Source organism: Roseateles sp. (assembly GCF_046300915.1).
Classification (GTDB): domain Bacteria; phylum Pseudomonadota; class Gammaproteobacteria; order Burkholderiales; family Burkholderiaceae_C; genus Kinneretia.
This window is the reverse complement of sequence record NZ_JBKCLH010000042.1, coordinates 1-13,924: the sequence shown is the minus strand read 5'-3', so window position 1 is coordinate 13,924 and position 13,924 is coordinate 1. Positions and strand designations below refer to the sequence as shown.

At 67.5% G+C, this 13,924-nt stretch carries 14 protein-coding genes; 8 read left to right on the top strand and 6 right to left on the bottom strand.

Annotated elements, in window-relative coordinates:
• The first annotated feature begins 78 nt into the window (after positions 1 to 78).
• Genes ACK5F2_RS03150 through ACK5F2_RS03130 form a run of 5 tightly spaced genes read left to right on the top strand, consistent with a single transcriptional unit; the run spans position 79 to position 6,227 of the window.
• On the top strand, positions 79 to 1,119 hold the full coding sequence (locus ACK5F2_RS03150) for an SPFH domain-containing protein (RefSeq protein WP_409862720.1): 1,041 nt from the start codon (positions 79 to 81) through the stop codon (positions 1,117 to 1,119).
• Positions 1,120 to 1,126: 7 nt separating this feature from the next.
• Positions 1,127 to 2,710, top strand: coding sequence for a DUF4178 domain-containing protein (locus ACK5F2_RS03145; RefSeq protein ID WP_409862718.1), 1,584 nt, complete (start codon positions 1,127 to 1,129; stop codon positions 2,708 to 2,710).
• 58 nt (positions 2,711 to 2,768) lie between these two features.
• Entirely contained in the window at positions 2,769 to 2,990 is a 222-nt protein-coding gene (locus tag ACK5F2_RS03140; RefSeq protein WP_133604056.1) for a DUF350 domain-containing protein, read from the top strand.
• A gap of 16 nt (positions 2,991 to 3,006) precedes the next feature.
• Positions 3,007 to 4,581, top strand: coding sequence for a polyamine aminopropyltransferase (locus tag ACK5F2_RS03135; protein WP_409862758.1), 1,575 nt, complete (start codon positions 3,007 to 3,009; stop codon positions 4,579 to 4,581).
• A gap of 29 nt (positions 4,582 to 4,610) precedes the next feature.
• Positions 4,611 to 6,227, top strand: coding sequence for an FAD-dependent oxidoreductase (locus ACK5F2_RS03130; RefSeq protein ID WP_409862715.1), 1,617 nt, complete (start codon positions 4,611 to 4,613; stop codon positions 6,225 to 6,227).
• On the opposite strand, the gene speD is transcribed toward ACK5F2_RS03130, so the two are convergent.
• The 6 genes from speD to ACK5F2_RS03100 are packed head-to-tail and all read right to left on the bottom strand — an operon-like array spanning position 6,206 to position 12,078.
• Complete coding sequence (gene speD / locus ACK5F2_RS03125; RefSeq protein WP_409862712.1) at positions 6,206 to 6,577, bottom strand: adenosylmethionine decarboxylase; 372 nt, start codon at positions 6,575 to 6,577, stop codon at positions 6,206 to 6,208. The two genes, ACK5F2_RS03130 and speD, sit on opposite strands and share 22 nt — an antisense overlap.
• Positions 6,578 to 6,600: 23 nt before the next feature.
• The gene (locus tag ACK5F2_RS03120; RefSeq protein ID WP_409862710.1) at positions 6,601 to 6,852 is read right to left on the bottom strand and encodes a MoaD/ThiS family protein; all 252 of its coding nucleotides are present in this window, start codon (positions 6,850 to 6,852) and stop codon (positions 6,601 to 6,603) included.
• A complete protein-coding gene (gene glp / locus ACK5F2_RS03115) occupies positions 6,849 to 8,066 on the bottom strand; it encodes a gephyrin-like molybdotransferase Glp (protein WP_409862708.1) in 1,218 nt (405 codons plus the stop codon). Before glp ends, ACK5F2_RS03120 begins: the two co-directional genes overlap by 4 nt.
• The gene (gene thrC, locus ACK5F2_RS03110; protein ID WP_409862705.1) at positions 8,059 to 9,453 is read right to left on the bottom strand and encodes a threonine synthase; all 1,395 of its coding nucleotides are present in this window, start codon (positions 9,451 to 9,453) and stop codon (positions 8,059 to 8,061) included. The genes glp and thrC overlap by 8 nt, the downstream gene beginning before the upstream one ends.
• Positions 9,454 to 9,461: 8 nt before the next feature.
• Entirely contained in the window at positions 9,462 to 10,841 is a 1,380-nt protein-coding gene (locus ACK5F2_RS03105) for a homoserine dehydrogenase (RefSeq protein WP_409862703.1), read from the bottom strand.
• Positions 10,842 to 10,851: 10 nt separating this feature from the next.
• Positions 10,852 to 12,078, bottom strand: coding sequence for a pyridoxal phosphate-dependent aminotransferase (locus tag ACK5F2_RS03100; RefSeq protein WP_409862702.1), 1,227 nt, complete (start codon positions 12,076 to 12,078; stop codon positions 10,852 to 10,854).
• A gap of 100 nt (positions 12,079 to 12,178) precedes the next feature.
• On the opposite strand from ACK5F2_RS03100, the gene ACK5F2_RS03095 reads away from it, so the two are divergent.
• From ACK5F2_RS03095 to ACK5F2_RS03085, 3 genes are all read left to right on the top strand, one after another.
• The gene (locus tag ACK5F2_RS03095; protein WP_409862700.1) at positions 12,179 to 12,559 is read left to right on the top strand and encodes an Mth938-like domain-containing protein; all 381 of its coding nucleotides are present in this window, start codon (positions 12,179 to 12,181) and stop codon (positions 12,557 to 12,559) included.
• A gap of 110 nt (positions 12,560 to 12,669) precedes the next feature.
• The gene (locus ACK5F2_RS03090; RefSeq protein ID WP_409862698.1) at positions 12,670 to 13,149 is read left to right on the top strand and encodes a peroxiredoxin; all 480 of its coding nucleotides are present in this window, start codon (positions 12,670 to 12,672) and stop codon (positions 13,147 to 13,149) included.
• Between the two features lie 522 nt (positions 13,150 to 13,671).
• Positions 13,672 to 13,924, top strand: a 253-nt coding sequence (locus tag ACK5F2_RS03085; protein WP_409862696.1) for a PIN domain-containing protein, incomplete at its 3' end; no start/stop codon positions are given.

Sequence of the window (13,924 nt, the reverse complement as noted above, 5' to 3'; positions counted from 1 at the left end):
GAAGGACAGCCCCCAAAGACTGACCGATACTGCGCCTGCGGCCAAGAGGGCCGCGACGCTTTTTCCGGAGAACAAGCCATGGGCCTGATGGATTTCATCAAGAAACAGTTCATCGACATCCTGCAGTGGACGGAGCAGGACGAGGAGACCCTGGTCTGGCGCTTTCCCATGGCCGAGATGGAAATCCAGTACGGCGCCTCGCTCACGGTGCGTGAGTCGCAGATCGCCGTCTTCGTCAACGAGGGTCAGGTGGCCGATGTCTTCGGCCCCGGCATGTACAAGCTCAGCACCCAGACCCTGCCGGTGCTGACCTATCTGAAGAACTGGGACAAGCTCTTCGAGTCGCCCTTCAAGAGCGATGTCTACTTCTTCAGCACCCGCCAGCGCCTGGACCAGCGCTGGGGCACGCAGCAGCCGGTCACCATCCGCGACAAGGACTTCGGCGCCGTGCGCCTGCGCGCCTTCGGCAACTACGCCTACCGCATCGTCGACGCCAAGCGCTTCCACACCGAGGTCTCAGGCACGCGCGAGCGCTACACGGTGCAGGATCTGGACGGTCAGCTGCGCGGCCTGATGCTGCAGCACATCAGCGACGCCGTGGCCCAGAGCGGCATTCCCTTCCTGGACCTGGCTGCCAACCAGATCGAGGTCGCCAAGGCCCTGCAGGCGGCCACCGCGCCCGCCTTCGAGGCCCTGGGCCTGAAGCTGGAGTCCGTGACCCTGCAGAACGTCTCCCTGCCCGAGGAGCTGCAAAAGATCCTGGACCAGAAGATCGGCATGGGCATGATCGGCCAGAACATGGGCCAGTTCATGCAATACCAGGCCGCCCAGGCCCTGCCCAAGATGGCCGAAGGCGTGGGCCAGGGTGGCGGCAGCGGCGTGGCTGGCGATGCCATGGGCCTGGGGGCAGGTCTTGCCATGGGTCAGGTCCTGGCCCAGCAGCTGCAGGCCGGCCTCGCACCGGCAGCTGCAGCCGCGGCCGCGCCCGTGGCACCGGCGCAGAGCGCCGACGAGATCATGGCCCTGCTGGAGAAGCTGGGGGATCTCAAGGCCAGAGGCATCCTGACCGACGAGGAATTCGCAGCCAAGAAGGCCGAGCTCCTGAAGAAGCTGGGCTGATCCGGCTTTGAGCAGCTCGCAGCAACGCCGCTGGGAGGCGGCCTGCCCCCATTGCGGCGCGCCGGTGGCCTTTGCCAGTGCGGCCTCGGCCAGCGCCGTTTGCAGCTATTGCCGCTCCACCCTCGTGCGCGAGGGCGAGGCCCTGCGCAAGATCGGCCTGAGTGCCGAGCTCTTCGAGGACTACTCGCCTGTGCAGCTCGGCGCCAGCGGTCGCCATGCGGGCGCATCCTTCAGCGTGTTGGGCCGCCTGCAGCTGCGCTATGCCGAGGGGAGCTGGAACGAATGGCACATCCTCTTTGACGGCGGGCGCAGCGCCTGGCTCAGCGAGGACAACGGTGCCTTCGTCATCGCCTTCGAGGCCCCGCTGGACGCACCGGCGCCGGCCCTGGACGAACTCGTCGTCGGGGCCCAGCACATCATCAACGGCCAGCCCTGGCAGGTGGCCTCCAAGCTGGAGACCACCCTGCTGGCGGCCGAGGGTGAGCTGCCCCACCCGCCCGAGCTGCTCAAGAGCTTCTGGGTGGTGGAGCTGCGCAACGAGCTGGGCGAGGTGGGCTCGCTCCAATACAGCCAGCCCGGCCGGCCGAGCTGGTCGCTGGGCCGCTCGGTGCGGCTGGCCGAGCTGGCCATGAGCGGCCTGCGCCAAGACAGCAGCAAGAGCGTGGCCGCCCAGGCCCGCAGCTGCCCCAGCTGCGGCGCCGCGCTGGAGCCGCGGCTGGAGAACAGCCAGTCCATCGTCTGCGGCCAGTGCCAGTCCGTGGTGGACATCTCGCGGGACGCGCTGGGCGCGGGCCTGGCCCACTACGCCCAGCAAGTGGGCATGCCGCCGCAGATCCCCCTGGGCAGCACCGGCCTGCTGGCGCTCTCGGGCGGCAAGCCCCTGCCCTGGCAGGTGGTGGGCTATCTGGAGCGCTGCGACATCCCCGAAAGCGCCGAGGACGAGCAGAGCTTCTGGCGCGAGTACCTGCTCTTCAACAAGACCGAGGGCTTCGCCTTTCTGGTGGACACCGACGAGGGCTGGAGCCTGGTGCGTCCGCTCACCGGCGCGCCACGCGGCAAGGGCGAACGCGTCGAATGGCAGGGCAAAACCTTCAGCAAACGCTGGACCTATACCGCCAAGGTCACCCATGTGCTGGGCGAGTTCTACTGGCGCGTCAAGCGCGAGGAGCGCGCCCTGGTCAGCGACTACGAGTGCAAGACCGGCAGCCGCAGCGAGCTGCTCAGCCGCGAGCAAAGCGGCCAGGAGGTGGTGTGGAGCCAGGGCCGCACCCTGGACGCGGCCGAGGTGCACAAGGCCTTTGCCTTGGCGCCGGAGCTGGGCGCGGCCCTGCGCCGCGATGCCACCAGCCTGGGCGGCGACTCCGGCACCCTGCTGCGCAATATCGCGGTGGGCCTGTTCATGGTGGCCCTGGTCTTTGCCCTGATCCGCGGCTGCAGCCGCGACGACTGCGAGGACTACCGTGATGCCTATGGCGCCAGCAGCCAGGAGTACCAGCAATGCCAGCAGCGCAGCAGCGGTTCGGGCGTGCGCTTCGGCTCGGGGGGCGGCTCCTACGGCGGCTACAGCGGCGGCGGAGGCGGCCACAAATGAGCGGCTCGACGGCCGCTGCACCTAGCTTTCACTCAAACGGCTTCTGAGGAGAACAGAGATGGACATTGAATGGCTCAAGCCCGCCGTGGTGCTGGGATCGGTGATGTATGCGGTGATCGGCGTCATCGTGTTCTGGGTCAGCTTCGTCATCGTCGACAAGCTGACGCCCTACAAGCTCTGGGAAGAGATCGTCGAGCACAAGAACCTGGCCCTGGCCATCGTCATCGGGGCCAAGTGCATCGCGATCGGCCTGATCGTGGCGGCGGCGATCAAGGGGTGATGAAGCCTATACCGTGCTGACTCAAGATCCCGACTCCGCGGCACCGCAGCCTAGCGCCCGCATCTCCCTGCCCGAGCTGCTGCTGCTCGCCGGTGTCTTTGTCATCGCTGCCTGCGGTCTGGTCTACGAGCTGGCGGCCGGGGCCTTGGCCAGCTATCTGCTGGGCGACTCGGTGCTGCAATTCAGCACCATCATCGGCGCCTACCTCTTTGCCATGGGTCTGGGGTCCTGGCTCAGCCGCTATGTCGAGAGGCAACTGGTCGCACAGTTCCTCAAGATCGAGCTGCTGGTGGGCGTGATCGGGGGGCTGATGCCCGCCGCCCTCTTCATGGTGCACAGCCTGCTGCCGCCCGAGCACAGCACGGGCTTTCGTGTGCTGCTCTACGGTCTGGTGCTGCTGGTGGGCACCCTGGTGGGCCTGGAGATCCCGCTGGTGATGCGCATTCTGAAAGCCCAGTTCGGCCAGCGCTACGGCCTGCGCGAGCTGGTCTCCCAGGTGCTGACCTTCGACTACCTGGGCGCCCTGCTGGTGGCGGTGGCCTTTCCGCTGCTGCTGGTGCCGCATCTGGGGCTGATACGTACCGGCGTGTTCTTCGGCCTGCTCAATGTGCTGGTGGCGGTCTGGGCGCTGTGGCTGTTCCGCGGCCAGCTGCGCGCTTTCAAAAGCCATGCCTGGGCCTGCGCCCTGTCCCTGCTGCTGCTGGGCACGGCCATGCTGCAGGCCGAGCAGCTGACTAGCTGGGCCGAGCAGCGCTTTTACGGCGAGCGCATCCTGCTCAAGCGCAGCAGCGACTACCAGCGTATCGTCGTGACCGAGAGCCGGGCCGGCACGCGGCTCTTTCTCAACGGCAATCTGCAGTTCCACTCGCGCGACGAGTACCGCTATCACGAGAGCCTGGTGCATCCGGCCATGGCCGCCCATGGGGCACCCAAGAAGGTGCTGGTGCTGGGCGGCGGTGACGGCATGGCGGTGCGCGAGGTGCTGCGCTATCCCGCCGTAGAGCAGATCACCCTGGTGGAGCTGGACCCGCAGATGACCCAGCTCTTCGCCAGCCTGCCCCTGCTGACCCGCCTCAATGAGCAGGCGCTCCAAAGCCCCAAGCTGCGCATCGTCAACGCCGATGCCTTCGGCTGGCTGGAGCGCAGCCGCGAGGTCTTCGACCTCATCATCATCGACTTCCCCGACCCCAGCAATTTCGCCCTGGGCAAGCTCTACACCGCCAGCTTCTACCAGCTGGTGGACCAGCATCTGGCGGCCGGCGGCTTTGCCGTGGTGCAGACCACCTCGCCCCTGATTGCCCGGCGCAGCTTCTGGACGGTGGTGAACACCATCGAGTCCGTGGGCCTCGCCACCACGCCCTACCATGCCCATGTGCCCAGCTTTGGCGAGTGGGGCTTTGTGATTGCCTCACGCCGTCCCTGGCAGGCTCCGCGGGAGCTGCCCCCCGGCCTGCGCTATCTGAGCCCCGAGGTGCTGCCGGGCATGCTGCAGTTCCCCCCCGATATGGCGCGGGTGGAGACGGGCGTGAACCGGCTGTCCAACCAGCTGCTGGTGCAGGAGTTCGAGGCCGAATGGGGCAAGCACCATTGAAGCCCGCCGGATTGCACAGGCGCAGCTTCTTGCTGGCGGCTGCCAGCGCCCTGCCCCTGGCGGCCTGTGAGGCACCGCCCCCCGCGCTACATGGGGGCTGGGTGGGCGCCAGCCCCGAGCGCGGCCACCGCCTGCGGGACGCGGACAAGGCGGCGCGCTGGGGCGAGGGCCCGCTGCGCCGGGCACAGCTTGTGGTTGTCGGGGGTGGCGTAGCGGGCTTGGCCTGCGCGCGCCAGCTGGCCCAGGCTGGCGTGGACGTGGCCCTGCTGGAGCTGGAAGACCAGGCCGGCGGCAATGCCCGCGCTCACAGCCTGGGCGGCCAGGCATGCCCCCTGGGTGCGCATTACCTGCCCCTGCCCGGCAGCGAGGCCCGCGAAGTGCAGCGCCTGCTGCACGAGCTGGGCCTGGCGCGCCAGCATCTGGGCCGCACGGTCTATGAGGAGCGTCATCTCTGCCATGCGCCGCAGGAGCGTCTGTTCTACCAGGGCGCCTGGCACGAGGGTCTGCTGCCGCCCCATGAGGAGGACCCGCGGCGCTTGGCGCAGTACCGCGCTTTTGCCGCGGCGGTCGACCGCGCTCAGCGGGAGCTGGGCTTTGCCATGCCCTCGCACCGCGCGCCCTGGACGGCCGGCCACGCAGCCCTGGACGCGCAGAGCTTTGCCCAGTGGCTGAATCATCAAGGCCTGGATGAGCCCGGCCTGCGCTGGTATCTGGACTATTGCTGCCGCGATGACTACGGGGCCGACAGCCACGAGGTCTCGGCCTGGGCCGGCATCCACTACTTCGCCAGCCGGCATGGCTTTCATGCGCCCGGCGATGCGCCTTCCGAACGCGAGGCGGTACTGACCTGGCCCGCGGGCAATGCCTGGCTCACCCAGCGCATGGCCGCCGATCTGGGCGAGCGCATCCACGGCGCACGCGCGGTGCTGCGCGTACGCGAGCAGCGCGAAGGCATCGAGCTGCTGGCCTGGAACGAGAAGGCCCAGGCCCCCGAGCGCTGGCTGGCCCAGCAGCTGGTACTGGCCACGCCGCTCTTCATCACCCGCCGGCTGCTGGAGCAGGCGCCCGAGCCCCTGCAGCAGCTGCAGCTACCTGATCAGCGGCCTTCCCAGCTGTCTTCCCAGCTGTCTTATGCCCCCTGGTTGGTCAGCAATCTGCGCCTCAAAGTGCCCGAGCTGCTGGCCCGCCCGGGCATGGGCCAGGCCTGGGACAGCGTGGTCTACGGCAGCAGCGCCCTGGGCTATGTGGACGCGCGCCACCAAAGCCTGGACCCCACGCCCCGCCCGGGGCTGATCACGCACTACTGGGCCCTACCCCGCCGCGAGCGCGGCGACCTCTTGCAGGGCCGCTGGGAGAGCTGGGCCCAGCGCGTGATCGCCGAGCTCGCGAGCACCCATGCCGATCTGCCTGAGTCCGTGAGCGAGATCGCCCTGGCCCGCTGGGGCCACGCCATGGCCATTCCGGTGCCGGGCCTGCGTGGCTCAGCAGCGCTGGCGGCCCTGCGCTCGCGCGCCTGGGGGCGACTGCACTTTGCCCACAGCGATCTGGCGGGCTATTCGGTGTTCGAAGAGGCCTACACCCAGGGCTGCGAGGTGGCCAGCCGCCTGCTGCACCGCGCACGGACTCAACCGCGCGCGAGCTCCTGAGCCTGCACGGTCTGCGGCTCGAAGGCCGGCAGCAGCCCATCCATCAAGGCCCGGGCCTTGGCCCCATTGTCCTGACCAAGGTTGCAGACATACACATCCACGGTCACCGCCTGCAGCTCCGGCCAGGTGTGCAGGGCCAGATGCGATTCGGCCAGCAGCACCACACCGGTGACGCCACTCTGGCTCTCGCCCGGGGCGGGTGTGAAACGGTGAAACAGCTCGCCCACAGCTTCCAGCCCCACATCGGACACGGCCGCCAGACAATGCCGGCGCAAGGCCTCGACATCGCTCATCAAGGGCAGATCGGCGCGGCAGCCGCGCAGATCCGCTACCAGGTGCAGGCCTTGCATGGGAGCAACGGGGGCGCGGCGCTTCAGCCGCCGGTCACGGGCGGGAAGAAGGCCACTTCGGCCCCATCCGCGACCTCGGCCTGCTCATGGCTGAGCTGCTGGTTCAGCGCGCAGCGCAAGGCACGCTCACGCGACAGGGCCGAGGCATGCGGCTCGCCCCTTGCCAGCAGCTGATCCCGCAGGGCACCCAGGGTCAGGCCCGGCTGCCAGTCCAGCGTCTCGCTGGAGCCCAGGGCCTCGCGCAGGGCTGCAAAGTAGCGCACGGTGATGCTCATGACAGCAGCTCGCTGAAAGGAATGAAGCGCACCATCTGACCGGGCTCCACGGTCTGGCCGGGCGGGTTGTCCACCAGGCCATCACCCCAGACGGCCGAGGTCAGCACGCCCGAGCCCTGATTGGCGAAGAGGTCCAGTCCACCCGCCGCATTGAGCCGCACGCGCATGAACTCACGCCGCTTGTCGGCCTTGGGCCAGGCAAAGTCGGCGCGCAGGCTGAAGCCCTTGGCCTGCAGGGACAAGGCGCCCTGCAGACGCAGGATCACGGGCCGCACCAGCAGCAAGAAGGTGATGAAGCTGGCCACCGGGTTGCCGGGCAGACCGATGAACCAGCTCTCGCCCACCCGGCCGAATGCCAGGGGCTTGCCGGGCTTGATCGCGATCTGCCACAAATCCCGCCGCCCCTCGGCCTGCACCGCGGGGCGCAGATGGTCTTCCTCGCCCACCGAGACGCCGCCCGAGCTGATGATCAGATCCGCCTGGGCTGCCGCCTCGCGCAGCGCGGCGCGGGTGGCGTCCAGGCTGTCGGGCACGATGCCCAGATCGATCACCTCACAGCCCAGGCCTTGCAGCAGGCCGCGCAGGGTGAAGCGGTTGCTGTTGTAGATGGCGCCGGGCTTGAGCGGCTCGCCGGGCATGAGCAGCTCGTCCCCGGTAGAGAACAGGGCCACGCGCGGGCGCGCCGCCACCTGCAGCGTGGCCGCGCCCACCGAGGCGGCCAGGCCCTGGGCCGCGGCGTCTAGCGTGGGGCCCGCGGCCAGCACGGTGGAGGCCGGCGGCACAGCCTCGCCGCGGCGGCGGATGTGCTGGCCCAGGCTGGGCTGGGTCTTGACGCGCACGCCGCCCTCCACGGCCTCGCAGAGCTCCTGCATCACCACGCAGTCCGCCCCCGGCGGGATGGGCGCGCCGGTGAAGATGCGCGCCGCGGTGCCGGGCTGCAGGGGCTGGGGCACGCTACCAGCCGGCACGCGCTGGCTGATGGGCAGCACGCCGGCGCCGGCATCGGCCACGCGCAGGGCGTAGCCGTCCATGGCCGTGTTGTCGGCCGGTGGCACGTCCAGGGTGGAGACCACCTCGGCGGCCAGCACCCGGCCCAGGGCGTCAAAGGTGGAGACGCGCTCGACGCGGCCCAGCGGGGCCACGGCGCTCAGCAGGCGGGCCAGCGCCTCGTCCAGGCTTTGCAGGGGCAGACGCGGGGCAGCGGGCTCAGACATGGGCTTGGATGAAGGCCTTCACCTGCGCCACATCGGCCGGCAGCACGGTAACGCGCTTGGGCAGGGCCTCGATATTCTCCAGGCCCGCGGGGCGCGGCGGCTCAAGGTCCAGAGCCTCGCGGATGGTGGCCGCGAACTTGGCCGGCAAGGCCGTTTCCAGCACCAGCATGGTCGTGCCGGGCTCGCGCTGCTCCAGCGCCACCTTGAGGCCATCGGCCGTGTGGGTGTCGATCAGCTGCCCGTACTGCTGATGGCACAGACGGATCGTGGCCAGGCGGTCGGCATGGGTGGAGCGGCCCGAGCTGAAGCCGAAGTCGGCAATCCGGACCGTCTCGTCCGCGCCCAGGGCGAAGCCGCCGGCCTGCGTGAAGAGCGTCTTCACGCGGGCACCATCACGCCCCAGCAGGTCGGCGATGAAGCGCTCGAAATTGCTGGCCTTGGAGATGTCCATCGAGGGGCTGGAGGTCTCGTGCGTGTCGGCGCTGCCGCGTGGGCGGTAGACGCCGGTGCGGAAGAACTCGTCCAGCACGTCGTTCTCATTGGTAGCCACCACCAGCTTGGCAATCGGCAGGCCCATCATGCGAGCCACATGGCCGGCGCAGACATTGCCGAAATTGCCCGAGGGCACGGTGAAGCTGACCTGCTCCGCATTCGACTTCGTGGCCTGGAAGTAGCCGGCGAAGTAGTAGACCACCTGGGCCAGCAGGCGCGCCCAGTTGATGGAGTTGACGGTGCCGATGCGGTAGTTGCGCTTGAAGTCCAGATCGTTGGAAACGGCCTTGACGATATCTTGGCAGTCGTCGAACACGCCCTCCACCGCCAGGTTGTGGATATTGGCGTCCTGCAGGCTGAACATCTGGGCCTGCTGGAAGGGGCTCATGCGGCCATTGGGGCTGAGCATGAAGACGTTCACGCCGGCCTTGCCGCGCATGGCGTATTCGGCCGCGCTGCCGGTATCGCCCGAGGTGGCGCCCAGGATGTTGAGCGTCTCGCCGCGACGGCCCAGCTCGTACTCAAACAGCTGGCCCAGCAGCTGCATGGCCATGTCCTTGAAGGCCAGCGTGGGGCCGTTGGACAGGGCCTCCAGGGCCAGGCCCGGCTCCAGGGGCTTGAGCGGCGTGATCTCGGGCGTGCCGAAGATCTCGGCCGTATAGCTGCGGCGCACGAGGGCGCGCAAGTCCTCGGCCGGGATGTCGTCGATATAGAGGCTCAGGATCTCGAAGGCCAGGTCGGCATAGGCGAGGCCGCGCCACTTCGTGAGCGTCGCCTCGTCGACCTTGGGGTACTGGACCGGCAGGTAGAGCCCGCCGTCCGGCGCCAGGCCTTCCAGCAGGATCTCGCAGAAACGGCGCTCGGTCTTGTCGCCGCGGGTGCTGATGTACTTCATGGGATCAATCAGGCCAGCTCTTCCTTGCGGATGCGCACGATGGGCGCCAGCACCGTCTCCAGTGCCTGCATCTGGGCCAGGGCCTTGTCCATGCGGCCTTCCAGCGTCTCGTGGGTCAGGATGATCAGGTCGGTCTGCTTCTCGCCCTCGCCGGACTCACGCTGCAGCACGGCATCGATGGAGATGTCGTGCTCGGCCAGGATGGTGGTGATGCGCGAGAGCACGCCAGCCTGGTCAGCCACCACCAGGCGCAGGTAGAAGCTGGTGGCCACCTGCTCCATGGGCAGGATGGGCGTATTGCTCATGGCATCTGGGCGGAAGGCCAGGTGCGGCACGCGGTGCTCGGGGTCGGCGGTGTGCAGGCGGGTGATGTCCACCAGGTCGGCCACAACGGCCGAGGCGGTGGGCTCGGAGCCGGCGCCCTTGCCGTAGTAGAGCGTGGTGCCCACGGCATCGGCCTGCACCAGCACCGCGTTCATCGCGCCTTCCACATTGGCGATCAGGCGCTGGGCCGGGATCAGGGTCGGGTGCACGCGCAGCTCGATGCCGCCACCCTCCACGTCCTCGCGGCGGCGTGCGATGCCCAGCAACTTGATGCGATAGCCCAGCTGCTCGGCATACTTGATGTCGGCGGCCTGCAGCTTGGTGATGCCCTCAACATGAGCCTTGTCGAACTGCACCGGGATGCCGAAGGCAATGGCGCTCATGATGGTTGCCTTGTGCGCGGCGTCCACGCCCTCGATGTCGAAGGTCGGGTCGGCCTCGGCATAACCCAGGCGCTGGGCTTCCTTGAGCACCACGCCAAAGTCCAGGCCCTTGGAGCGCATCTCCGAGAGGATGAAGTTGGTGGTGCCATTGATGATGCCGGCGATCCACTCGATGCGGTTGGCGGTCAGGCCCTCGCGCAGGGCCTTGATGATGGGGATGCCGCCGGCCACCGCGGCCTCGAAGGCCACGATCACGCCCTTGGCATGGGCCGCGGCGAAGATCTCGGTGCCATGCACGGCCAGCAGAGCCTTGTTGGCGGTGACCACATGCTTGCCGGCGGCAATCGCCTCCAGCACCAGGGTCTTGGCCACACCGTAGCCACCGATCAGCTCGACCACGATGTCGATCTCGGGGTTGGCGATGACCTTGCGTGCGTCATCGACCACCTCGCAGGCGTCGTCCACGATGCTCTTGGCGCGGGCCAAGTCCAGATCTGCCACCATGGCGATCTCGATGCCACGGCCGGCACGCCCACGAATCTCTTCCTGGTTGCGGCGCAGCACCTGGAAGGTGCCGCTGCCCACGGTGCCAATGCCCAAGAGGCCGACTTTGATCGCTTTGACTTCGGCCTCACGTCGCTGTGCGACATGAGCCTGCGTCGCAACACTGCGTGTTGTCATCTTGCTTCTTTCAGGAGGAATGGCGCTTGCGGTAATGCGCCAGGAATCGTTCGATGCGGCCCACCGCGTCCTGGAGGTCGTCGGAATTGGGCAGGAACACGAGGCGGAAGTGATCGGGGGCGATCCAGTTGAAGCCCGTCCCCTGAACGATCAGCACCTTTTCCTCGGCCAGCAGCTCGTAGGCGAACTGCTGGTCGTCCTCGATCGGATAGATCTTGGGGTCCAGGCGGGGGAACATATAAAGCGCCGCTTTGGGCTTGACCACACTGACGCCGGGAATCTGGCTCAGCAGCTCATAGGCCAGATCGCGCTGGCGGCACAGGCGGCCACCGGGGGCGACCAGGTCCTTGATGCTCTGGTAGCCACCAAGCGCGGTCTGGATGGCCAGCTGGCCCGGCGTGTTGGCGCACAGGCGCATGGAGGCCAGCATGTTCAGACCGGTGATGTAGTCCCTGGCATGACGCTTCTCGCCCGAGACGATCATCCAGCCCGCGCGGTAGCCGCAAGAGCGGTAGTTCTTGGACAGGCCGTTGAAGGTCAGGCACAGCACATCGTCGGCCAGCGAGGCAATGCTGGTGTGCACATGGCCGTCGTACAGCGTCTTGTCGTAGATCTCGTCGGCCATGATGATCAGCTGGTGCTGACGCGCGATCTCGACGATCTCCCGCAACAGGCTCTCCGGATAGAGCGCGCCCGTCGGGTTGTTGGGATTGATAACGACGATGGCCTTGGTGTTGGGCGTGATCTTGGCCTTGATGTCGGCAATGTCCGGGAACCAGTCGCTGCTTTCGTCGCAAACGTAGTGGACAGGATTGCCGCCCGAGAGCGCCACCGCGGCGGTGTAGAGCGGGTAGTCGGGCGCGGGCAGCAGCACCTCGTCGCCGTTGTCCAGCAAGGCGTTGAGCGCCATCACGATCAGCTCGGAGGCGCCGTTGCCCAGGTAGACATCGTCCACCGTGACACCACGGATGTTCTTCTCCTGGCAGTAGTGCACCACCGCCTTGCGCGGCGCGAACAAGCCCTTGGAATCCGTATAACCCGCGGCCGCCGGCAGGTTGCGTATCATATCCTGCACGATCTCGTCCGGGGGCTCCAAGCCGAAGGCGGCGATATTGCCGATGTTCAGCTTGATGATCTTCTGGCCCTCTTCCTCCATCTGCCGCGCCTTGTCGAGCACGGGCCCGCGGATGTCGTAACAGACATTGGCCAGCTTGCTGGACTTGGCAATGGGCTTCAAGACGGACGCTCCTGATGAGGGATGAGATCGGACAAAGAAGAACCCGCGATTTAAACACAGGGTTTGCGCCCTTATCGGGCGTAACCCGCAGCAGCACAGCATGAAGTTCCAACTCGACGAGCAGCAAGGCGGCAACAGCATTTCGCGCCAGGAAGACCAGAAGGTCTGGGTCAACGGTCAGGTTCACCAGCGCAGCCTGCTTGTGCCCTGGCGCGGTGAGGTCCAGGCCTGGGATGCGGCGCGCTTCGAGGACCTCGGCGAGGCCCACTTCGAGCGCATCTTGGCGCTCAAACCCGAGCTGGTGGTGTTTGGCAGCGGAGCCCGGTTGCGATTTCTGCGCCCGGCCATCTATCGCTGCCTGATCGAGGCGCGCATTGGCGTGGAGACCATGGACACGGCGGCCGCATGCCGCACCTACAACGTGCTGGCCAGCGAAGGCCGCAGCGTGCTGGCGGCGCTGCTGATCGAGGCGCAGGACTGAGATGACACCGCACTCTCCAGACCCCGGGCCCAGCCTGGCGGGTGGGGCTTGCCGTTCACCGTATAATTAGCGGCTATGCCCTTTCGGGCACACTCACTACAGAACGCCTCATGACGCCAGCGCTCAACAAACCCCTCCCGGAAATTGAAGCTCTTGCCACCGGCGGCGTGAAGTTCACGCCGAACGCCTTCCTGGGTCAGGCCGTGGTGCTGTACTTCTACCCGAAGGACAATACCCCGGGCTGCACGACTGAAGCCATGCAGTTCCGTGACCGCCACAAAGACTTCGTCAAGGCCGGCGCTGTGGTGCTGGGCGTGTCGCGCGACAACATGGTCTCGCACGACAAGTTCAAGCAGAACCTGGAGCTGCCCTTCGAGCTGATCGCCGACACGGAAGAGAAGCTCTGCCACATGTTCGGCGTGGTGAAGAACAAGATCATGTACGGCAAGAAGGTCAAGGGCATCGAGCGCTCCACCTTCCTGATCGACGCCCAGGGCATCCTGCGCGAAGAGTGGCGCGGCATCAAGGTCGCCGGCCATGTGGACGAGGTCCTCAAGGCCGTCAAGTCGCTCAAGAAGGAAGCGGCCTGAAGCTTTTTTTGGCAGCGCGAGCTTGCCAGTATCCACGCAAAGCCGGCCTGGCCTCATCGCCGCGCCGGCTTTGTTGCATCAGCGCCGCGCCAGCGCCAGCGTCATCCCCGCTGTGCATAATCGGCCCATGCCCTGGTGCCCCGAAGCCGACCCATCGCCTGAAAGCCGTGCAGCCTGCTGCGCGGCTTTTTGCTTTTCAAGCCCGGGCATCTATCTTCTGCCTTTGACCCCCGGCCACTGATCCCAGCGGCCGCACCCTCACCCATGCCACTGCCCAAGCCCCCGACCAAGCGCGCCAGCCTCCTCGAGCCCTCCGCCTTTGCCGCCACGCTGGCGGTGAGCAAGCCAGCCCCGGCCCCTAGCCCGGCCAGCAAAGCCAGTCCCAAGGCCGCGAGCAAGCGCGCCGCAGCGGCACCTGCACTACCGCCTGCACTGCCGACAGTCGCCAGCGCCGCGCCCGCCGCGCAGCCCTCGGTTCGCAAGCCCGTCAGCGCACCGCCCCCGGCGGCACGGGCGCAGACCATGGCCAGCCCGGCGCAGCCCTCGGCCCCGACCACCCCTCAGGCCAAGCCCGCCCCCAAGAGCAAGCCGGCCCCCAAGGCCCGCAGTGCCGGCAAGCCCAAGAGCCTGGAAGCACCCAAGCTGTTCGTGCTCGACACCAATGTGCTGATGCACGACCCGATGTGCCTGTTCCGTTTCGAGGAACACGACATCTACCTGCCCATGATCACGCTCGAAGAGCTGGACGGGCACAAGAAGGGCATGTCGGAAGTGG

Bases quoted from the DNA above. Each gene is read 5' to 3' on its own strand.
- ACK5F2_RS03150 (WP_409862720.1), top strand. From the start codon at position 79: ATGGGCCTGATGGATTTCATCAAGAAACAGTTCATCGACATCCTGCAG.
- ACK5F2_RS03095 (WP_409862700.1), top strand. From the start codon at position 12,179: ATGAAGTTCCAACTCGACGAGCAGCAAGGCGGCAACAGCATTTCGCGC.
- thrC (WP_409862705.1), bottom strand. From the start codon at position 9,453: ATGAAGTACATCAGCACCCGCGGCGACAAGACCGAGCGCCGTTTCTGC.
- ACK5F2_RS03105 (WP_409862703.1), bottom strand. From the start codon at position 10,841: ATGACAACACGCAGTGTTGCGACGCAGGCTCATGTCGCACAGCGACGT.
- ACK5F2_RS03090 (WP_409862698.1), top strand. From the start codon at position 12,670: ATGACGCCAGCGCTCAACAAACCCCTCCCGGAAATTGAAGCTCTTGCC.
- ACK5F2_RS03140 (WP_133604056.1), top strand. From the start codon at position 2,769: ATGGACATTGAATGGCTCAAGCCCGCCGTGGTGCTGGGATCGGTGATG.
- glp (WP_409862708.1), bottom strand. From the start codon at position 8,066: ATGTCTGAGCCCGCTGCCCCGCGTCTGCCCCTGCAAAGCCTGGACGAG.
- speD (WP_409862712.1), bottom strand. From the start codon at position 6,577: ATGCAAGGCCTGCACCTGGTAGCGGATCTGCGCGGCTGCCGCGCCGAT.
- ACK5F2_RS03120 (WP_409862710.1), bottom strand. From the start codon at position 6,852: ATGAGCATCACCGTGCGCTACTTTGCAGCCCTGCGCGAGGCCCTGGGC.